The sequence below is a fragment of the Holdemania massiliensis AP2 genome (assembly GCF_000327285.1).
Taxonomy (GTDB): domain Bacteria; phylum Bacillota_I; class Bacilli_A; order Erysipelotrichales; family Erysipelotrichaceae; genus Holdemania; species Holdemania massiliensis.
Genome location: NZ_HE998567.1, coordinates 523667 through 544868, shown reverse-complemented (window position 1 = coordinate 544868; position 21202 = coordinate 523667). Strand labels below are relative to the sequence as shown.

22 protein-coding genes and 2 other annotated features are annotated in these 21202 nt (G+C 51.0%); of the genes, 1 reads left to right on the top strand and 21 read right to left on the bottom strand.

The annotated features are described in order from the left end of the window. Positions 1-2: 2 nt before the first annotated feature. From holA to BN162_RS02535, 16 genes are all read right to left on the bottom strand, one after another. Complete coding sequence (gene holA, locus BN162_RS02605) at positions 3-962, bottom strand: DNA polymerase III subunit delta (protein ID WP_020223505.1); 960 nt, start codon at positions 960-962, stop codon at positions 3-5. Beyond that, positions 959-2932: a ComEC/Rec2 family competence protein gene (locus tag BN162_RS02600; protein WP_040451128.1), complete on the bottom strand. Its 1974-nt coding sequence runs from the start codon at positions 2930-2932 to the stop codon at positions 959-961. The genes holA and BN162_RS02600 overlap by 4 nt, the downstream gene beginning before the upstream one ends. Then, positions 2899-3372, bottom strand: coding sequence for a ComEA family DNA-binding protein (locus tag BN162_RS02595; protein ID WP_020223503.1), 474 nt, complete (start codon positions 3370-3372; stop codon positions 2899-2901). The genes BN162_RS02600 and BN162_RS02595 overlap by 34 nt, the downstream gene beginning before the upstream one ends. 50 nt (positions 3373-3422) lie before the next feature. After that, positions 3423-3893, bottom strand: a complete 471-nt coding sequence (gene greA, locus BN162_RS02590) for a transcription elongation factor GreA (RefSeq protein WP_020223502.1) — start codon at positions 3891-3893, stop codon at positions 3423-3425. A 27-nt stretch (positions 3894-3920) separates the two neighbouring features. Continuing rightward, positions 3921-4550, bottom strand: coding sequence for a uridine kinase (gene udk, locus BN162_RS02585; protein ID WP_020223501.1), 630 nt, complete (start codon positions 4548-4550; stop codon positions 3921-3923). Positions 4551-4580: 30 nt separating this feature from the next. Beyond that, positions 4581-5663 carry an endolytic transglycosylase MltG gene (gene mltG / locus BN162_RS02580; protein WP_020223500.1) on the bottom strand — a complete coding sequence of 361 codons (1083 nt, stop codon included), beginning with the start codon at positions 5661-5663 and terminating at the stop codon, positions 4581-4583. After that, positions 5644-5910, bottom strand: a complete 267-nt coding sequence (locus tag BN162_RS02575) for a DUF1292 domain-containing protein (RefSeq protein WP_020223499.1) — start codon at positions 5908-5910, stop codon at positions 5644-5646. Before BN162_RS02575 ends, mltG begins: the two co-directional genes overlap by 20 nt. A gap of 51 nt (positions 5911-5961) precedes the next feature. Next, the gene (ruvX, locus tag BN162_RS02570; RefSeq protein ID WP_020223498.1) at positions 5962-6381 is read right to left on the bottom strand and encodes a Holliday junction resolvase RuvX; all 420 of its coding nucleotides are present in this window, start codon (positions 6379-6381) and stop codon (positions 5962-5964) included. Then, complete coding sequence (locus tag BN162_RS02565; protein ID WP_006060683.1) at positions 6381-6638, bottom strand: IreB family regulatory phosphoprotein; 258 nt, start codon at positions 6636-6638, stop codon at positions 6381-6383. The genes ruvX and BN162_RS02565 overlap by 1 nt, the downstream gene beginning before the upstream one ends. Before the next feature lie 56 nt (positions 6639-6694). Next, on the bottom strand, positions 6695-9316 hold the full coding sequence (gene alaS, locus BN162_RS02560; RefSeq protein ID WP_020223497.1) for an alanine--tRNA ligase: 2622 nt from the start codon (positions 9314-9316) through the stop codon (positions 6695-6697). 60 nt (positions 9317-9376) lie between these two features. Next, positions 9377-9578, bottom strand: a binding site (T-box leader). After that, a complete protein-coding gene (locus BN162_RS17630) occupies positions 9553-10620 on the bottom strand; it encodes an AI-2E family transporter (RefSeq protein ID WP_020223496.1) in 1068 nt (355 codons plus the stop codon). (Overlaps the previous feature by 26 nt.) 26 nt (positions 10621-10646) lie before the next feature. Beyond that, positions 10647-10802, bottom strand: coding sequence for a hypothetical protein (locus tag BN162_RS18535; protein WP_020223495.1), 156 nt, complete (start codon positions 10800-10802; stop codon positions 10647-10649). A gap of 51 nt (positions 10803-10853) precedes the next feature. After that, the gene (recD2, locus tag BN162_RS02550; protein WP_020223494.1) at positions 10854-13043 is read right to left on the bottom strand and encodes an SF1B family DNA helicase RecD2; all 2190 of its coding nucleotides are present in this window, start codon (positions 13041-13043) and stop codon (positions 10854-10856) included. Positions 13044-13059: 16 nt separating this feature from the next. Then, the gene (locus tag BN162_RS02545) at positions 13060-13758 is read right to left on the bottom strand and encodes a CPBP family intramembrane glutamic endopeptidase (protein WP_020223493.1); all 699 of its coding nucleotides are present in this window, start codon (positions 13756-13758) and stop codon (positions 13060-13062) included. Next, a complete protein-coding gene (gene mnmA / locus BN162_RS02540; RefSeq protein WP_020223492.1) occupies positions 13755-14897 on the bottom strand; it encodes a tRNA 2-thiouridine(34) synthase MnmA in 1143 nt (380 codons plus the stop codon). The genes BN162_RS02545 and mnmA overlap by 4 nt, the downstream gene beginning before the upstream one ends. 63 nt (positions 14898-14960) lie before the next feature. Further along, entirely contained in the window at positions 14961-15392 is a 432-nt protein-coding gene (locus tag BN162_RS02535) for a Spx/MgsR family RNA polymerase-binding regulatory protein (RefSeq protein ID WP_020223491.1), read from the bottom strand. A gap of 239 nt (positions 15393-15631) precedes the next feature. Continuing rightward, positions 15632-15846, top strand: a binding site (T-box leader). 36 nt (positions 15847-15882) lie between these two features. On the opposite strand from BN162_RS02535, the gene trpS reads away from it, so the two are divergent. After that, a complete protein-coding gene (trpS, locus tag BN162_RS02530; RefSeq protein WP_040451366.1) occupies positions 15883-16893 on the top strand; it encodes a tryptophan--tRNA ligase in 1011 nt (336 codons plus the stop codon). 10 nt (positions 16894-16903) lie between these two features. On the opposite strand, the gene BN162_RS02525 is transcribed toward trpS, so the two are convergent. From BN162_RS02525 to BN162_RS02505, 5 genes are all read right to left on the bottom strand, one after another. Continuing rightward, complete coding sequence (locus tag BN162_RS02525) at positions 16904-17080, bottom strand: hypothetical protein (RefSeq protein WP_154239935.1); 177 nt, start codon at positions 17078-17080, stop codon at positions 16904-16906. A 113-nt stretch (positions 17081-17193) separates the two neighbouring features. Beyond that, a complete protein-coding gene (locus tag BN162_RS02520; RefSeq protein WP_020223487.1) occupies positions 17194-18054 on the bottom strand; it encodes a YitT family protein in 861 nt (286 codons plus the stop codon). 90 nt (positions 18055-18144) lie between these two features. Beyond that, entirely contained in the window at positions 18145-19914 is a 1770-nt protein-coding gene (locus BN162_RS02515; RefSeq protein WP_020223486.1) for an asparagine synthetase B family protein, read from the bottom strand. A 47-nt stretch (positions 19915-19961) separates the two neighbouring features. Beyond that, positions 19962-20390, bottom strand: a complete 429-nt coding sequence (locus BN162_RS02510) for a competence protein ComK (RefSeq protein ID WP_020223485.1) — start codon at positions 20388-20390, stop codon at positions 19962-19964. Between the two features lie 325 nt (positions 20391-20715). Beyond that, positions 20716-21198: a RidA family protein gene (locus BN162_RS02505; protein ID WP_020223484.1), complete on the bottom strand. Its 483-nt coding sequence runs from the start codon at positions 21196-21198 to the stop codon at positions 20716-20718. Positions 21199-21202: the final 4 nt, after the last annotated feature.

Sequence of the window (21202 nt, the reverse complement as noted above, 5' to 3'; positions counted from 1 at the left end):
CTCTACCGTGCAGCTTTGATTAAAAACATCTCAAAGCCCAGCTTCCGATCCAGCGTACCGCTTTTAAAGCGTTGATCCAGCTCTGCCAGATCATTTAAAATTTCCAAAAGCCGCTCAGAATTCAGTCGGGCCACCGCTTCATGGGCTTTCTTAACCCGAAATGGATGAACCTTCAGCTGCTGAGCGATCATCGATTCACTCATCCTTCGATCGCTGAGCATCCGCACCTGCGCCATTAAACGAAACTGTGAGGCCAGCAAGGCGACCAGATAGATCGGATCTTTATTTAAGGAATCCAGATCCTTCCACAAATGCATGGCTTGTTTCAGGTTATGGGTGATGACCGCGTTGACCAGATGGAACACATCCTCATCCAGCGGCCGGCTGACCAGATGCACGATATCATCGCGGCTGATCTTGGTTCCATACAGCGTCAGCTTGATCAGCTCCTGATGAAAACTTTCCATATCCAACGGCAGCCGCTGCATCAATTCCTCCATCGCATCCCGCGACAGAATCAGCTGATGGGCGGACAGCTGCTGGTTGACATAAGAACGAAACTCCCGTTCATCCATCCGCTTCATCGTGAATACCCGGCAGGTCTTCAAAACCAGCTTAACGAGCTTCTTGCGCTGATCCAGGCTGTCAAATTCACCGCAGAAGATCAGATCCGTGCTCGGGCAAGCCTGATTGAGATATTCCTCCAGAGCTTTGCCGTCCTTATCATTCAAGGATCCTGACGGCGTTAAAAATACCGGATTGCGGACCACCACCGTTTTCTTTTCCGCAAAAAACGGAATGGTCCAGGCGTCCTCCAGAACCGCACGAAGCTGAAAATCGGCGCTGCCTGCATCGTAGACCACCGTGTTCATGCCTGTGTTTTCCGGATCGTTTGCTTTCAGCAGTTCTTCCAGTTTTTTCTTCAGCCGATACGTTTCCGACCCGTACAATAAATAGTTCATCGAATCACCTCCCCTATTATAGCAAATCCCCGGCGCGCGGTAAAAAGGAAATTACAAATCGGTGTCATGACAATGCGAATATCGCCTTCCTGCTGTGTATCCAGAAGTGGGATCCGGCAATCTTGCAGCCTTCGGACAACATCGGGATGCGGATGTCCGTAGCTATTTCCGCGGCCGCTCGAATTTAACGCAAGCTTGGGCTGAAGTGTTTTCAGCCAGCGCAGACAGCTGGAAGTTTGGCTTCCATGATGTCCCAGCTTGATCACATCCGCGCGCAGGCCGGGGATTTGATTCAGGATCTTCTGTTCAACCTCTACCGGCGCATCACCGGATAAAAGCATCGTCAGATCATTCATTCGCAAAAGCAGCACAAGACTGTTTTCGTTGCTTTCGTCAGAATCAGGATCGGCATTTAGATTGAATAGCGTCAGGCCACCTATTGTCAGCGGTTCATTCAGCTCTTCAACAACGCTCGAAGGATGATAGCGTTCGATCAAAACTTCCTTGTTTCCACTGTGATCTTCATCCTGATGCGTCAGAATCAAAGCATCCAGCCTGCGGATGCCCTCTCCTTCCAGCATTGCCTCGACCTGATCCCAAGCCGCAGGTTTGCCGGTATCAATCAGTATGTTGCCTTGATTATACGGCAGCCGCAGCAGAAGACTGTCGCCCTGGCCGACGTCGATCAGCGTCAGACTGGCCCAGGGATGCCACCAGCCGAAAACCGTCCACAGGATTAACAGAACACTGAAAACAATTGCGCGATGGCGTTTGATCAACAAGCCGGTTAGGCTCGCCAATACAACAACGATCCATGAAAGCTTTCCCGGAAGCACGCCGCCAAGCTGAACCAGACGATCCAGAAAACCCGCCAGCACTGTACTGAAGGTGAATCCTGGCGGCCAGATCAGCCCGCCCAAACAACCCAGTGTACACAACCCCAATCCCCAACGCAGCGGCTGCATTCCCAATACCATCACAGGACTGACGGAGTGAAACAGTCCGCTCTGCAGACACCAGCTGAGATTGAACCGCGATATTCGCGGGGATTGGCGAAAGGGAAACAACGCACACAGTGCAAAGGCAAACGGAAGCAGAAAGGCTGCCGTGGCTACGCGGCGCGGCGCCAGAAGCAACAACAGCGTCCATTTCATTTCAAACTTTTCAATTCGATCAACGCTAGAAAGAAACCGAAAGCCTTCATTCAGGGATAAGCGGATCAAGGGATACGGAAAGTGCAGGATGACCGCAATGCCCAGCGCCGTACCTAAGCGCATCCAGCGAACGGTGCGCGGTTTCCAAAACCATCCGCAGATCATGGCGAAGCCGCTCAGGATCACGCTGTATTGGAATCCGCAGCGAAGCAGAATCGCCAGGCCGGTTTCCCGTTCGTTAACGCCCAGAATAAATTTATTGGCCAGCGCCCGCTGAAGCGGATCTGAAATCGCTGCGATCCGCCGCTGCAGAAAAGCCCGCGGCGTTTTCCCTTGACGTCCAATTTCAAGTGTATCCGCATAAATCCGGCCGTTTAACCTTTCCCGAAGTGACCAGGCCTTTGCATCAAAGCCATAAAAGGAATCGTTTTCATCAAATGCCTGACTGATTCCCTCGACCTGGACCTGATCATCCAAATCGGGCAAGGCTTTGCTGATCACCTGAAAGCGTCCCTGTTCACTCTGCAGCACAAAGCTGCCGGCGGAAACGGAGACAACTGTTCCTGAAAAGCGAGAACCGGAAACGAACGGTGCGGGCTGCAGCTGAATACTTAAAATTGCAAGGATGGCCAAAATCCGAAGCGTCATGAATAAACGCCGGGATCGCGGTGTTCCAATTAAGACAAATACCGCACTGAAAAGCAATCCAACACCCCAAAAAGCTTCCGGCAGACACAGACTGATCACCGCGCACAAAAGCCAGCGCAACGCTTCCGGATGGTTCATAGGCAGATGAAATCCTTCAGCGCATCCCATTTCTTCTGCTTGATGCCCGGAACCTGCATCAGATCTTCCAGCTGCTGAAACAGACCGTGCTCCGCCCGATAGTCAATAATTTTCTGAGCCGTTGCCTGACCAATTCCCGGCAGCTGCATGAGCTGCTCCAGCGTGGCGGTGTTAATGGATATCCGCGGTGTGGACTGAAGCTGCGGAATCCGAATCACATCGTTGTCCTTGAGCGTCATCGTCATGGAAAACGGCGTGAGATCCGCATCCTCAGCCAGCTCCACCTGGGCAAGCACCTCGTCCAGCTGTGTGTAGGGAGCACAAGTCAGCGTCTGCGGCTGAAGCACAGCGCCTTCAATCGTCACGGTAATCGGCTGTCCGCGCATCGTCTTTAGATCGACAACCCGCTGCGGAATCACCGGCAGAAGCAGAAAAACAAAACAAAAAATAAGCAGGAACCCTTTTTTCATAAGATCACCCGCTTATTCTATTGCGCAAATTGTCAAAATTCCTGCTTTTTTTACCGAATTTCTAAAATCTTTACCTGATAAGGTTCATCGACCAGAACTTCCACCGTCTGACCCACCTTGTGTTCCAGAATGGCTTCCGCTAACGGCGTCACATTGGAAAGCTTTCCATTGAGCGGATCCGCTTCAACCGATCCTACGATCGTAAATTCGTCGATCTGATGCGTATCCAGCTCTTCAATCTTGACGGTTGAACCAATCTTGGCCACCCGGACAGAACCCTGCTTATCATCGATAATCTCGATGTTGTTGAGCATGATTTCAAGCTCGCGGATCCGCGCTTCGACCTGGGCCTGGCGATCCCGCGCTGCATCATAATCAGCATTTTCTGACAAGTCACCCTGCGCACGGGCAGCTTTCAGATCTTCAATGACTTCCTGACGAACAACATGGATCAGGTTTTCCTGTTCCTTTTTTAATTCTTCAAGACCTTCTTGAGTTACATAAATTTTCTCATCTGCCATTGGTACTCTCACTCCTTAGCTTGACTATTATAGCATATTTGGACTGATGATGCTACTGATTTTTGTCTTCAGCAGATCAATCGCAACGACGTTGCTTCCGCCCTCAGGGATGATCACATCGGCATACCGTTTAGAGGGTTCAATGAACTGCTCATGCATCACCCGCACCGTTTCCGTATACTGATTGACCACCGACTGCAACGTCCGGCCGCGCTCTTCAACATCGCGCATCAGCCGGCGGATAAAACGAATATCGGCGTCGGTATCGACATAAACCTTAATGTTCAGTCGTTTGCGCAGCTCCGGCTCCTCCAGAACAAACAGGCCTTCCAGTACTACAACGTCACACGGCTCAACGACTTCCGTAAGCGTACTGCGGGTATGCTGAACGAAGTCATAAACCGGTTTTTCAATCGCCTGTCCCGCTAACAACGCATCGATCTGTTCAATCATCAGCGCATGATCAAAGGCAAACGGATGATCGTAATTGGTCTTCACCCGCTCCGCCATCGTCTTCTCCGACTGGTCTTTGTAATAATCATCCTCCCGGATGATCACGACCGAACGCGTCTGCTCAAATTCTTCCTTTAAGCACTGGGCAATCGTTGTTTTTCCCGATGCGCTGCCGCCGGCGATCCCGATTAATAACGGCTTCATTTCAACTCACCTCTCATGAAAACTACTTGCTTATTTCAGATACTTGCGGACATTGGCCTGATGCTCGGCATAGGTTTTGGCATAATAGACCGTTCCATCCCCCTTGACATCCGCCATAAAATACAGATAATCGCTTGCCTGCGGCTGCAGCACCGCCGCAATCGCATCCCGTCCCGGATTCAGAATCGGCCCCGGCGGCAGACCCTCAACCCGATAGGTATTGTAAGGCGAATCAAAGTCTGGATTCACCTCGCACGCCATCCAGTCGTCGTCTTTTTCCTTGTCAATCGCATAGCACACCGTGACGCTGGACTGCAGCTTCATGCCGGCATGCAGACGATTGTAGAATACGCCGGCGACAAGCTGCATATCACTTGGCTTGGCCGCTTCATACTGCACGATCGAAGCCAGCGTAAACAGCTGATGAATACTCAGCTCTGACTGCGCGAACTGATCCGCGAAGTCATTGTAAACCTTCAGCGTCTGATCCAAAATCTTCCGCGTGATCTGATCGGCATCGGCATCGACAAAGAAGTTGTAGGTTTCCGGGAACAAATAGCCTTCCAAAAGGATCCGGCTGCTGCTGTTGAAAATTTCTTCCGTTAAAAACGGATAATCACTCATCAGCGAGCGGACATAAGCTTCATCATTCCACAATGCTAACATTTCATCCTTGCTGCACTGCGTCGTTTCTCCGATTTTTTCGGCAATATGCTTCGCCCAGTCGCCTTCGATAAACGTTAAACGCGTATCGTTGACCACGGCTCCATGGGAATCATTGAGCACTTCAAAGATTTCCCTGACCTCCCAACTGGAATCCAGGATGTAGGTACCCGCTTTAATGTTGGTCAGCTTCGCCATCTTAACACTGATTTTCGCTGCCCATCCGCTGCGGATAATCCCCTGTGCTTCCAGCTTGTCCATCACCCGGTTCAGCGATTCTCCCTGATTGACCGTAAAGGTGATCTGTTCACTTTGGGATGACGCCGGCTTGAGCTGGCCGTTGTAAAAAAGAATTCCGCCCAAAACCAAAGCAGCACCCAAAACTAAAATGATCACGGCCGTGATCAGGCCGGTATTTTTTCTGCGGCGCTTATTCTTCGACTTCGGCATCGTCTAATTCCTCGACAAAAGCCCCGAAGACTTCTTCAATCATGCTCCACTCATCCGGATCCTCAACCGGCTCCATTTCGCCTTCTTCATTATAGCTGCAGGCAAAAACTTCGCCCTCTTCATCCTTCGGATCGGTAAACAGCACGTAGCTCTTGCCGCGTGCGTCATCGTCAAAGGTGAACAGAATCTCCATTTCGGTTTCCGTACCGTCTTCTTCCGTAATTAAAATTTTATTTGACTCCAACATCGCTTTTTCCTCCTTTTTGCGATTCAAATGAAAGAGTGCATTGCTGCACTCTTAGCGTTTCTGATCTAAATAACTTTGCAGAATCTGTACTGCCGCCATCTGATCGATCACCGCTTTGCGCTTTTTGCGGGAAACATCCGCCGAAATTAAAATCCGCTCCGCTGCCGCGGTCGTCAGCCGTTCATCCTGCAGAATCACCGGCAGTCCGCTCCCGGCTTCCAATTTCGCCTTAAAATCCAGCGAAATCTGTCCCCGAATGCCGACGTCGCCGTTCATATGCTTCGGTAAGCCCAGTACAAATTTTACGGCGCCCAATTCCTTCGCGAGCTGCACAGCCCGGCTGCAGGCGGCGTCATAATCATCCGGGTCAAACCGGAACGTTTCCACGGTTCGGGCAATCATGCCCAAAGGATCGGAAACGGCGATCCCCAGGGTCCGGCTGCCCAGATCCAAGCCCATAATCCGTTCCATTACTTTTCTTCCAGATAGGAACGAACCAGTTCCTCAATAATCTCATAGCGCTCCACTGACTGAATAATGCTGCGGGCGTTGTGATGTGAGGAAATATAGGCGGGATCGTTGGAAATCAGATACCCTGCCAGCTGGTTAACGGCATTGTAGCCTCGTTCTTCGAGCGCTTCTTTGGTCAGCCGGAGCACCTGCTTGATGTTGTCTCTGCGGATCTCCTCTGATTTAAAAGACATCGTTTCGGTAATTTGTTTTGACATGGATATCCCTCCTTGAATTTATTTTAGCGTAAACTGCGGAAATTGGAAAGGGATTTTCAAAGTTTTGAGCGAATCAGCGCGAAGACTTCATCCACTTTTGAAGCATCTTTGCCGCCCGACTGTGCCATATCCGGTCGGCCGCCGCCGTTGCCCTGACTCATCTGGGCCGCCAATTTAACGAAATCACCGGCTTTTATGCCCTTAGCGATCGCTTCCTTGCTGCAGGCGCAGACATAGGTTACCTTGCCCTCACCCGGGTTCGCCAAGAAGATGAAAGATTTTTCACACTTATTGCGAAGCGTCTCCGCTAGGTTCTTCATGGCCTGGCCATCGAGTCCGGAAACCTTTTCCAGAATGAGTTTCAGACCGTTGACTTCTTCGGCATGACTGACCAGATCGTCAGCCTTCAGCACCATCATTTTCTGATTCAGCTGTCCGATTTCTTTTTTCAGCGCGCTATTTTCTTCCAATACGCCAGCGACCTTCTCACTGACGCCGTTTAAGCTGTTCATCTTCAGCTGCGCAGCGATGGTTTTTAACACGTCCTGCTCGCTGACGAATTCCTGATAAGCTGCGTAACCGGTTTTGGCCGTGATCCGGCGGATTCCGGAGCCGATGCTTTCCTCACTGATAATCTTAAACACGCCGATGTCCTGAGTGTTATGGACATGCGTGCCGGCGCACAGCTCCTTGGACACGCTGCCCATCGAAACGACGCGGACCTCATCGCCGTATTTCTCATCAAACAGAGCGATCGCACCGGAATGCTTAGCTTCCTCAACCGCCATCACCTCAGTGCAAACCGGATATTTCGCCATCACGAATTCATTGACCAATGCTTCGACTTCTTTCAGCTGCTTGTCGCTGACTTTTTCAAAATGCGTGAAGTCAAACCGGGCATAATCTTCACAGACGTAAGAGCCCGCCTGAGCGATGTGTTCGCCGACGACTTTCTTCAAAGCGCTCTGCATCAGATGGACGCAGGAATGATTGGCCATCGTGCGCAGCCGGCGTTCTGCATCCACCTGCAGCTGCAGCGTCATGCCTTCTTTCAGCACGCCGTCTTTCACCTGAACATGATGCATGAACTGTTTATGCGGCGCTTTCTTGACGTCTAAGACGACACACTCCGCTTCCGCACAGCGCATCACACCGCCGTCGGCAACCTGTCCGCCGCTTTCAGCATAGAAGCAGGAACGATCCAGGATCACTTCCCCTTCCTCTTCCAGCGTTGAAACGCGCACCCCGTTTTTAAACAATCCGGTGATGGTTCCGGTATCGCGCATCGTTGTGTAACCGGTAAATTCAAACGGTGCTGTGAAATCCATCAGATCCGCCGACTGGCTGGCCATCGACTGTGCATCCTCACGAGCGGCTCTGGCCCGTTCCCGCTGCTTTGCCATCTGTGCCTCAAAGCCTTCCTCATCAATTGTATAACCGCGCTCGCCGGCAATTTCCTTCGTCAGCTCTAACGGGAAGCCATAGGTATCATACAGCTTGAAGACGACTTCGCCGCTCAGGGTTTTGCTAACCTCGGCTTTGGCTAATTCCTCGTTGAGAAGCTTCTCGCCGTTGGCCAGCGTCGAATGGAACGCTTCTTCTTCATTCTTGACCAGCTTGGCGACAAATTCGGTTTTTTCCAACAGGTACGGATAGAAATCCTGCATGTTGGCAGCCACGACATCGACCAGCTTATACATAAAGGCTCCGCTGATGCCCAGCTTGATGCCATAGCGCACCGCCCGGCGCAGAACCCGGCGCAGGACATACCCGCGGCCTTCGTTGGAGAACATCGCCCCATCGCTCAATGCGAAAGTTACCGTGCGGATATGGTCGGCGATGACGCGGTAAGCCATTTTATATTCGCCTTCATACGGATGTTGGGCAAGCTTTTCCGCCGCGCGGATGATCGGCAGAAACAGATCGGTATCAAAGTTGGTTTCCCCTTCCTGAATGATGGAAACCAAGCGTTCCAACCCCATTCCGGTATCAATATTTTTATGCGGCAGTTCTTTGTACTGCTTGCGGTCAGTGCCTGGGCGGCAGTCAAACTGACTGAACACGACGTTCCAGACTTCGATGTAGCGGTCATTTTCCATTTCTTCAAAGAACAGCTTTTCGCCTAAGCCTTCCGGATCATATTTTTCACCCCGGTCATAGAAGATTTCGCTGTCCGGTCCGCCCGGCCCTTCACCGATCTCCCAGAAGTTATCCTCGGTTTTTAAGATATGACTCGGCTTTACCCCGCAGATCTGGGTCCAGATCCGGTAAGCGTCCTCATCATCCGGATAGACAGTCACGTACAGTTTCTCTTTGTCAAAACCGATCCAGTCCGGGGAAGTTAAAAATTCCCACGCAAACGGAATGGCCTCTTCCTTAAAGTAATCGCCGATGGAAAAGTTGCCGAGCATCTCAAAAAAAGTATGATGCCGGGCAGTTTTGCCGACGTTTTCAATATCGTTGGTGCGAATTGACTTCTGGGCGTTGGCGATCCGGTTGCAGGCCGGCTTCTCGCTGCCGTCAAAATATTTCTTCAGCGCGGCGACGCCGGCATTGATCCACAACAACGTCGGATCATTATGCGGGATTAGTGAAGCTCCCGGTTCGATCATATGGCCTTTGGATTGGAAGTAGTCCAGAAACATCTGGCGTACCTGATTGCCTGTTAACTCTTTCATGTTTGTTTCTTCCTTTCTGCTTGTTTGACACGTTTGCCAAAATAAAAAGCGCCCTGAAACTCCAGGAACGCTTAACTCACGCGGTACCATCCTGATTCATTTCTTTGTTCAAAGAAATGCCCTCATTTCTCTTTAACGCAGAGCACACGTTGCTTTGGGCAAACTCAGAAGCGGCTTCAATCAGTTTCCATGAAAACTTGCACCGCCGTTTTCTCTCTGCAATGGAGCGCTCTGATTTACTCTTCTTCGTCATCGTTTTCAAAACTATCGAAATTATACCACACACTTTCCCAAGTGCCAACTGTTTCCGTACATTTTGCGAAAAGATAACTGCGGTAAGCCAGCTGCACGATCGCCGCTAGGATCGGCGCCAGAATAATCCCGATCATGCCGAAAAAACAGCCCCCTGCCAACAGCGCGATCAGCGTATAGATCGGCCTCAGATTCATGACTTTTTTAAAGATCAGCGGCTGAACCCAGTTCGCTTCGATCTGCTGGATCAACCATAACAAAATCCCCAGAATCCACGGTATCTGACCCGTCGCAAAATACTGCGAGAGCAGAATGATGATCTGGCCGACCGTTGCGCCCAGATAGGGAATCAGATTCAGCAGCGCCAGCATGAGCGCGTAGAATACGGCGTTGGGAACCTTAAAGATCAACAGCAGCACCGCAACGCTGATCATCAGAAACAACAGATCCAGCGCCAAGCCGCGCAGATAGTGATAGACAACGCGGGAGCTGGTCTTGTAAAAAAGCAGCCAGTGCTGATAAGACGGCAGCCGTTTTTTCAGGATCCGGGCAAAGGCCTCCATGTCCAAAGCGATGAAATAGGCGCCTAAAAAGCCGACGCCGAAAAACGACAGCCGATCGACGGCGCTGCGGGTTGCACTCATCGCCGCTTCATAACCGGCTGCGAATACCCCATGCCAGTCCAACTGCCCGGCCCAGTTGAAGAATTCCGCGGCCGCCAGCTGCGAGCGCAGCCGTCCGGCTTCATTCAACAGCTGCGAACCCTGCTCCATCACTAACGGCACCATCATGCCGATGCCCAGCACTAACAAACCGACAAATCCAAAATAGACCAGCGAACAGCTGATCCCCCGGGGAAACGGCAGCTTCTCGACAAACGGCTCAAACAAAAAGACGATCAGACACGAAAACACCAGCGGCGACAGCGCGTGCAGAACCGCCATCAGCACGCTGTCCCAGCCCAGCATCCGAAGCAGGATCATCGTGATCAAAAGACAGCCCAGACACTGCAGCCAGCGTTTCCAGTTCACACGCTGAAACAAGTCTTTCATCAACAAGAAACCCCGTCGCTGCGGGGTTAGTGTTCAAGATCCATCTGATGCATCTTGCGGATCAGCTTCTTTTTGCATTTGCATGCCTTGTAATACGCGTCGTCGAGTTCATCTTCATTGGTAAATGCCACTACGGCGCCGGCTGCCATGCCCAATACGAAACCGCATAACCATTTTTTCATACTATCCACTCCTTCTAGCGATAGTATGCCCGCCTGCTTGCCTGTCTATTCCTAAAATTGCGGATTGAGCATCGCTGCGATCCGCTGGGTCAGTGTCGTCGAACGTAAATGGTGTTCCTGACTGGCAATGCCGCGGATGAACGCTTCTTTTTCACCCAAAAGCACCAGTGACTTTTTAGCCCGCGTCACGCCGGTATAAATCAAGCGCCGCTGCAGCATGATTCCATAGTCGCGGACAATCGGCATGATGACGATCGGATATTCGCTGCCCTGGGACTTATGGACGGAGATGCAGTAGGCATGGGAAATATTCAGCAGATTATCTGAGGTATATTCCACAAGGATCCCCTCAAAGTCGACGATTAACCGATTCTTGCCGGCTTCATCCTCATTGGCGTAAATGATCTCAACAAGCATGCCGATATCGCCGTTGTACACATCGTCGTCCGGCTGATTTTTCAGCTGCAGGATCTTATCGCCTTCACGGAAGGTGCGGTAGCCGGCTTTCCATTCGCGTTTGCCTTTTTCCGGCGGATTGAGGCATTGCTGCAAAGCGGCGTTGAGGCGGTCGATGCCGGCAGGGCCGTTGTACTTGCTGGCCAGCACCTGAATATCCTGCAGCTCATAACCTTTATCCAGCGCTGATTGAACAACCCGGATAACCTGATCTTTAATTTCATACAGTCCTACTGGGAAAAACGCCACATCGCCCTGACAATCCAGCGCTTCGGTTTGTCCCTGCCGGATCTGATGCGCCAACGTGATGACATCGCTGCCCTCGCTCTGGCGGAAAATCCGCTCCAGACGCACTAGCGGAAACAGCTCGGAAGTGATCAGATCCTTCAGCACGCAGCCGCAGCGGACCGAGGGCAGCTGATCCTCATCGCCGATGATGCACAGCTTTTTGACATGCACCGAGGCTTTGCATAAGGCTGCAAACAGCCAGCTGTCCACCATCGAAAACTCGTCGATGATCAGCAGGTCGACGATGAGCGGATCTTGTTCAGTTTTGGTAAAGGTGTTGGATTCCAGATCCCAGCCCAGCAGGCTGTGGATCGTAAACGTATCGGTTTCCGTCAGTTCCGCCAGCCGCTTGGCCGCCCGTCCGGTCGGAGCGCAGCAGGCAATCCGCTGATATGGATACAGCTTTTTAAACAAGGCGGTCAAAGCGCGGACGACCGTCGTTTTTCCCGTTCCCGGGCCGCCGGTTAAAATCATGGCATCCTGCTCAAAGAACGTATGAATGGCTTCCAGCTGGGCCTGATCATACGTGATCGCCAGCTTTTCCTGCAGCGCATCCAGCTCCTGCTGCAGCTCTATGGGATTGACCGGCTCCAGCTCCTCAAAGGGGAACACGGTCAGAAACTGTGCGATCTGGACCTCTGCATCATATTGATCGACATGATAGATGCGCCCTTCTTCTTCAACTAAGCGCCGCTGCAGCAGCAGTGATTCCAGCAGATCGTCAAAATGATAGACTAATCCGGCGCATTGCCGCTGCATCTGCCGGGCCAGACTCTCGCGGCTGACATACGTATCGCCGCTCTGCATATTCATCTGATCGATTAAAGCAACCATCGCCGCTTCCAACCGCCGCGGATCTTCCAGCTCAAACCCCAGCGACATCGCCACCTTATCGGCCGTCGCAAAACCAATTCCATCCACCTCATCCACCATCCGATATGGATTCTGCTGGATTTTTTCGACGGCGTCTTTACCGTAGATCCGTTCCAGCTTCATGACATGGCGCATTCCCAAACCATGCGCGACAAAAAACTGGATCAGATTTTCCAGATCGTCGTCGTTTTCCTTTAAGCCTTCCAGAATTGCCGTCCGGCGCTTGGCCGTCATCTTCGGCACCCGGTCTAAAACAGCCGGATCGTTCTTGATTAAACGGATGGCGTCCTTGCCCAGAGCTTCAACCAAGGTTTCAGCATATTTCCGGCCGATTCCCTCAAACAGCGGTCCCGATAAAAACCGAATCAGGGAATCTTCATCATCCGGCATAACGCGGTGAAACATTTCAACCTGAAATTGCATGCCGTAGCGGGGATGATCGATATACAGCCCGCTGAGCTCCATCAGCACATCGTCGTTGAACACCGGCAGATATCCGGTAATCGTCACCTGCCGCTGCTGCAGATCATCGACGATAAACCGGGCGACCGTGTAGCCATTGTCATCGTTGCGGAAAACAACCTGTTTCAGCTTGCCGCGGATGACGTCGCGTTCTTCACTCATTTCCCTCATTCCTTTCCTACAGCAGAATCAGCACAACGCTGATCAAATTGTTCAGTCCATGCATGAACAGCGGACTGAGCAGCGTCTGATTTTCTTCTTCTGCCGCACACAACAGATAACCCATCGTTCCATAGACAAGGATAAAGATGCAGTCGCTGAAATTTCCGCTTAAAAGCGAAGTGAAAACGTGTAACAGCCCAAACAGAAATCCGCTGATCAGCGCCGCATTGCGAAAGCAGGTACGGCTGCGCAGCGTCGTAAAAACCGCTCCGCGAAACACCGTTTCCTCCACAATCGGCGCAAACACACAAGTCACCAACATAATCTGCAGCGGGGATTGGGTCAGCTGCTGAACCACGGTATCCTGATTCTGACTGCTTGATAAGCCGGTGATCAGAATGATCGCCAGATTCAGCCCGTACATGACAAGCCACATCTGGACATAGCGCGTCAGGGAAGATTTGATGATCGTTCGGCGGTTGCGCCGAAACCGCTGGAGATGCTCTTTTAACAACGGCCAGGCTGCCGTCACCGTGATGGCGAACACCCACAGATATACCGCGTTTTCCAAAATCGCCTGCAGATTTTTAACCCCCAGCGGCTCAAGCAGGGAATAAAGCAGGCCGATCAGCATCGGATAAACAAACAGATAACCCGCAAAATAGTTTGCCAGAATCAGCAGCACGCGCCGACGAGAGAGAGTAAAAGGCTTCATTGCTCAAAGCTGCGGACTCGATCCGTCAGCGATTGGCCCTTGTGCCAGACTTCCTCGATCACGCCGCCGCCCAGACATTGATCTTCAAGATAGAAAACCGCCTGCTGCCCCGGCGTCACCGAAGCCACCTGCTGGGGATAGGTCAGCTTCACCGTTGTTTCATCCAAAAACTCCAGCGTTACCGGATTGTCTTTCTGGCGATAGCGGAATTTCGCGCAGCAGGTCAATGTTCCCTGCGGCTTGGCTTTGCCCAGCCAGTTGACGCCGCTGACCAGACATGTATCGCTGAGCAGCCAATCGTTGCTTTCGCCGCTGGCCACCAACAGTTCATTGCGGACGACATCCTTGCCGACGACAAACCATGGACCGCCCTCGCCGCCGATGCCCAAACCTTTGCGCTGGCCGATCGTGTAGTACAGCACGCCCTCATGCTCGCCTAAAACGCGCCGGCTCTTGACATCGACAATCGTTCCGGACTTGGCCGGCAGATAATTCTTCAGAAATTCCCGGAAGTTGCGCTCGCCGATAAAACAAATCCCGGTCGAATCCTTTTTCTCAGCAATCGACAGCTTCAAGTCCTTCGCAATCCGCCGCACCTCCGGCTTTTCGATCTCACCCAACGGAAAACACGTATGCGCCAAAGCTTCCGAAGCCACCTGACATAAGAAATAGCTTTGATCCTTATTCAGATCCTTGGCTTTGTACAGCCCGCTGAAATCTTCTTCATGCTGAACCCGCGCGTAGTGCCCCGTTGCCAGCGTATCAAAGCCCCGGCTTTTGGCAAAATCCAGAAAGCTGGAGAATTTAATGTATTTGTTGCACAGAATATCCGGATTCGGCGTTCTTCCCTTCTGATATTCCTGCAGGAAGTTGGAAAACACATGATCCCAATACTCCTTGACAAAATCGACGCGCAAAAGCTCTAACCCCAGACTGTCAGCGACACTTTTGGCATCCATCCAGTCCTTTTCCTGGGGGCAGACATCGGCGTCGGCATTGGGATTGCCTAAAAAGTCGTTGTTGGCCATGGAATCCCAATTGCGCATAAACGCACAGGATACGTCCAAACCCTGTTGTTTTAAAAGATAGGCTGCAACGGCGGAATCGACGCCGCCTGATAAACCGACCAATATTTTCATTGTGGATCCTCCCTTATGCTTTCTTTTGGATTGAGGAAAAAAACAAGCATCCGCAGATGCTTGTCAGGCTTCTTCCCGGATCTTGCCGCAGCCGGCGTAATTCGGACAGCTGGCGTTGCAGGACAGCTGTGCCAGCGACCGCAGCTGCTGGGGAACGAAGGCGTCGATCTCTTCCTCATCATAGCCGACCTGGAAGTTGCGCTCATTCAGAATGATCGGCCGTTTCAGAACCGATGGATTTTCCTGAATAAAATGAACCAGCTCGCTGAGGGTCATCTCATCCAAATCAATCGCATTCTGCTGGATGATCTTGGACCGTTTGGAAATAATATCCTCCGATCCATTTTCACTGCGCATCAACAAATGCCGGATCTCCGTTTCATTGAGCAGGGTTGTAAAAATATTTTTTTCAAGATACGGCAGATTCCGCTCTTTCAGCCATTGTTTGACCTTACGGCAGGAAGCACAGCCAGGTGAAGTATACACTACGATCATAAATTGCACCGCCATTTCTATTTGAACACAACCAGACTAAAACCTAAACGCAATCCGATCATGGTTCCTTTTGAGCTTTTATCATACAATGAAACTGCCGGAAATTCAATCCGGCGTCCGCGGATTCTCTTGCAAATCGTCGTTTTTTTTCAATCTTCCCGCCGCTTTCCGCTTCTGCGACTTTCATCCAGGTTATCCAAAAGCAGACTTGCATGTTGCTTCCGTTTGTGCTTAAATGAAGGAAAGCAGTGAAGAAAAAGCAGTAGCGTAATTTCGTTGACATCCAGAGAGATGAGGGTTGGTGCAACTCATCCGCAGAAATTAAGTGAAATGGGTTTTCCGAGCTTTGGAAAGCATCAGTTTTCCAACGGAACAGGCCGTTATCCTGCATGAGCGGTTTTTCAGAACAACGGAAAAACAAGCTGGGTGGTACCACGTGTCAGGCGTCCCGGTTGTCGGGGCGCTTTTTTTATCAGAAAAGGAGAAAAACATGGAAAACACAGAAAAAAGAAAAGTCATGCTCAGCGGCATCAAGCCGAGCGGACAGCTGACCCTGGGCAACTATATCGGCGCCCTGCGCAACTTCGTCAAGTATCAGGATGAATATGAAATGCTCGTATTCATCGCCAACCTGCACTGCATTACTGTCTATCAGGATCCTCAGGAACTGAAAAAGAATCTCAAAGACGCAGTGGCGCTGTATCTGGCCTGCGGACTGGACCCCCATCAGGCAACGATTTTCTTGCAGTCGGATGTAAAGGAACATGCTCAGCTGGGCTTCATCATGAACTGCAACAGCTACCAGGGTGAGCTGAACCGGATGACGCAGTATAAGGACAAGGTGGCGAAGGGCGAAACGAATCTGACTGTCGGCCTGTATACTTATCCCTGCCTGATGGCGGCGGATATTCTGATTTATGATGCGGATTACGTTCCGGTCGGTGAGGATCAGAAGCAGCACGTCGAGCTGACCCGCGATATTGCCAATCGTTTCAACAACCGTTATGGACAGACCTTCCGGATTCCGGAGCCAGTGGTGCCAAAGGTCGGCGCGCGGATTATGTCATTAAGCGATCCGACGAAGAAAATGTCCAAGTCGGACAAAGGCGACAAGGGCTGCATCTACTTGCTGGAAGATCTGAAATCAGCCCGCAAAAAGATTATGTCTGCCGTGACGGACAACGAAGCCTGCGTTCGCTTTGACCCTCAGAACCAGCCGGGCATTGCCAACCTGTTAACGATCATGTCCTCTTTGTCGGGCGAGCCGATCGATGCGATTGTTGACCGCTTTGCCGGCAAGGGTTATGGTGAGTTCAAAGGGGCTGTGGCCGATGTCGTCTGCGGTGAACTGGAAACGATTCAGGCGCGCTATCAAGCGATTATCCAATCGGACCTGATTGAAAAAACCTTAGCGGAAGGAGCGGTTAAAGCCCAGCGGCTGGCCAGCCGCAAGCTGGAAAAAGTGCAGCGGAAGATCGGCATCGAGTTCCGCAAACGATAAACGGACAGCCTCAGCTGTCCGAATCCTGGGATGATTTGGATTCCAGGATTTTTTTATCGGCGTGTTTCCATGCCACACTTTGCCAGTAGCGCTGCAGCCGGCTTTCCTGCCGGGTCTTGGGCTGAATCAGATTGTCCGCCAGGTCCAGCATCTTCTGCAGCTTCGCATCGTTCACTCGATATTCCACAAACTTCGCCTCTTTCTTTGCCCCCAGCATACCTGCTGAAAAGCAAAAAATCTGTCGTTTTCCGTCTGATCCGCAAAAAAAGACGTCCCGACTGGAGGACGTCTCACCCCTGGCTAATCCAGCGGCTTCTGATAATAATTTCCGATGATCTTATCGGTTTTGGAAACATTGATAAACACCTTCGGATCCACCTTGCGAATCGCTTCGATCAGACCATGAACCTGATAGGCGTTGACCGTCATAAACAACAGGCACCGCGGGGTATGCGAGAACCCGCCTTCTCCCCACAGCTTTGTAATCCCATGGCGGCAATAATGGAACACCGCGTCGCAGACCTCCTCCGGCTTCTCCGTGATGATAAACAGCGAATTCAGCTTGTAGCGCAAATGCATTCCCTGCACCACCTGAGTGCTGCAGAACTGATAGATAATCGAATACAAAGCCTGTTCCCAACCGAACAAAACCCCGGCCACGATTAACATCGCTGCATTGAAATACATGACATAGGACCAGGTTGGAGCGTTGTACTTGGTCGAGGCATAGATGGCGATAAAATCCGTCCCCCCGGAGCTGGCATCGGAGCGCAGCGCGATCGAAATCGCCAGGCCGCCGACGATTCCGCCGAAAACCGCGATTAAAAGCATGTCGCTGGTGATCGGAAAGGTCGGAAGCAGTTCGGTGAACAAGCTGGTCAGCGAATACTGCAATACAGAAAAGATCGTAAAACGATGACCGACGTATTTGTAAACTAACAGCGTCGGCGGAATGTTCAGCAGGAAATAGAAGACGCTGAACGGAATTTCAATGTTGCCGAATTTGCTCAGCGACATGCTGAACAGCCGGGACAGGCCGGCGAAGCCGCCCGGAAACAGATTGCCGGTTTCGACAAAGGCTTTCATCGCGATCGCATAAACAAAAGCGGAAATAATGACCGCAATCAATGTCCTGCAGTCTTTTTTGGCTTGGTTTGACATAACTTCTCCTCTTTTTTCCATTCCTCATTTTATCATCTTTATTTTGTCTTTCAAGCCAAAAAACAATCAAACAGACAGAGAATTGAAATTCTAGAATTCGATGCGGATCTGATACCGTCTTAACCACAGTTCCAGCTGAATGAAATAGGCCAGAAGCTGCGGTCCCATCATCAGCTGTCCAAACCAAGGCTTGGCAAAACTGCCGCCGTCGGTATCAATTAACTGCTGCAGAGCAGCGGGATCAAGCAGCTCGCACATCCGGCATTCCGGATCATTGAGCAGGCTCTGAAGGCGTTGTTTTACCCGCCGGGTATACTCCGGATGATACGTCTTCGGATATGGATTTTTCTTGCGGTGTGCAACCTGAGCCGGCAGCTTATCCTCAAACGCCATGCGCAGCAGACCCTTTTCCTCCCCTTTTAAGAATTTCATTGACCACGGTACGTTATACAAATACTGATACAATTTCGCATCGCAGAACGGCGCCCGCACCGTCAGTCCGGTCAGCTCGGCCATCGCTTCCTGGCGCTGAATCAAAGTCTGCATAAACCAATGAACGGTGAGATACGTCATCGTCTTCGCCCGCTGATCCTGCTCGCTGTCAAACGGATCCTTTGGTGCGCGCTGCACCGTCGCCCAATAGGCCGCCCGCATCGCGCCTTCATAATCCAGCTCGTTGATCGGCGCCCGCAGCAGCTTCACGCGCTGGGGCAGTGACTGCAGCCATGGGAATGATTTCAGATCGACAAGATCACTGCGGTAAAACCAAGGATAGCCGCCGAACAGTTCATCCGAACATTCGCCTGTCAGAACCGAATCCGTCTGTTCTTTGACCTTGCGGTACATCCAAAGCAGACTCGAATCCACATCCGCCATCCCCGGTCCATCCCGGCCGACCATCGCAGTTTCCAGCAGTTCTTCACACTCCCGCTGAGTGATCAGCAGCGGTTGGTGATGAAACTGATACCGCTGAACCATGGCGTCAATATAGTCGTTATCGCGGGTCGTCTGATACGCGTAGCCTTTAAAATACTGCTCGTTGCCTTCATAATCGAGGGAAAAGGTGTTCAGCGGTCCCCGTTGAGCAGCCAGGGCACATAGAATACTGCTGTCCAATCCGCCGGAAAGAAAGGCCGCGTGCACCTGCGAAGCTTCACACTGGCGGTTCAGAGAATCCTGGACCATCTGGCGGATATGCGCCGCTGTGGTTGCCAGATCCTCATTGTGCCGATGAACGTTCAGCTCAAAGTATTCATGCAGACTTTCCTTGCGGTCGCGGATTAACAGCGCATGTCCGATCGGCAGCTCCGCGACATTTTTATAGAAAGTCTGTCCTTCCGTATGCGATGGGCCTAATGCAAACAATTCCAGCAAGGAGCTGCGATTGATCACCGGCGTCCGGCTGCCCTCCGCAAACAAGCCTTTAATCTGATCCGAAAACAGCCACTCTCCATCCGGTTTTCGGGTATAATACAACGTTTTAACTCCCATCGGATCCCGTACGATATGCAGCTGATGTCCCTGAATGAAGATGATGACAAATCCTCCATCCAGTTTTTCAAACAGCTTTTCATTCAGAATTTCATACAGCTGCGCCAGCATCTTCGCGCTGCTTCCTGTACTCTGCGGCCGGTATTGTTCCCATATTCGGCGCAGCTCTTCTTCATTGTCCAGAACTCCTGACCAGAAACAGCCGCATTTGCGCTGACTGTCATAATACATCTGTTCCGGTCTGGCGGATGCCAGAAGATGTTCGTCACTGACGATTGTCAGCTCGTCTTTCAGTCCCATTCGTTCTAAGCGGGACTGTTCTTTTTGAATATTTCGATTTTCATTGAATATCAGATTGATCTTCGTCATAATTTCCTCCTCATCGTTTCATTCTATGACGAAAGCAAACATCTGATTCATCGCAGACAAATCAATGTTTTTAAATACTGCAGACTGCGGCTGCGCTGCTGACGCAGACTCCGGGCACAGACTAACAGCCGATACACAACACCCGTATCAAAATAAACGACAGCCAATCCATGATCATTGCCGATCTTGCGGATTCGGTCCGCCCGCACATAAACACAGTCATCCCGATCCATGGAAACCGTCGGAATGAAAATCCAAGGCGGATATCCGCCAACATACAGAGCGGGCTTCTGAATGATCCCCATTTTTTTACGATAACCTTCTAGCCGTCCTTCCAGACTGCTGCCGGCTTCAACGCACCAGCGGCGCAGCCACTTAATTGGTTTGTCGGGCAGTGTGTAAATGGTTCCGTCGCTGTCAATCGCAATCGTACAGTGCTTTTTTGAATCATAATAAAGTAGTAATAAATCTTTCATAAGTTCCCCTTTTAGCGCAATTGGTGAATGATTCGTCACTATAAATATTGCAGAAAATTTTAAAAAACCTGTTTTTTTCTCGATCTTCGCAAATATTTTTAAAAATCTTAGAATCGGATCTCGATATTATTGTTTATTAAATGTTTACAACGAACAGAACCAAGCAATTTCAGAACTTGAATTTCAATATCAATTCTTTTCTGTTATTCTTACCTGTTAAAAAAGCATAAAAAAACTCTCGCTGAGCGAGAGTAAAAACAGTAATTTTACACCGAAAATAACCGTTTCCAAGTTTAAACCGTTACACTGAATCGAAAAATCCGAACTATTCGCCGCAGCAATCTCCGCCGCAGCAGCCGCCTTCTTCAGAAGAACATCCGCCGCCGCAACCGCCGCAGCCGCCCTGCATCTGCCGCTCATAAACCAGCGTATCGATGATCAAACATTCGATTTCAACTTTAGCCCCTTTTGGCAGAGCCCCGACCTGAACCGTGGAACGTGCCGGATACGGGCGATCGAAATACGTTGCATAAATTTCGTTCATGGCATTGAATTCACCTAAATCTGTCATGAAAACGGTTGTCTTGACGATATGGCGCATTTCCAGATCCATTTCCGCTAACAGCGCTTCAATGTTCTTTAAAACCTGATGGGTCTGTTCCTGAATTCCGCCCTCGACAATTTCACCGGTTGCGGGATCTACCGGAATCTGACCGGACATATAAACAAAGTCCCCCAGCTTGACTGCGGGTGTGTAAGGGCCAATGGCTTTCGGGGCATTGGCAGATGTAATTTCCTGAATCAGCATGTTT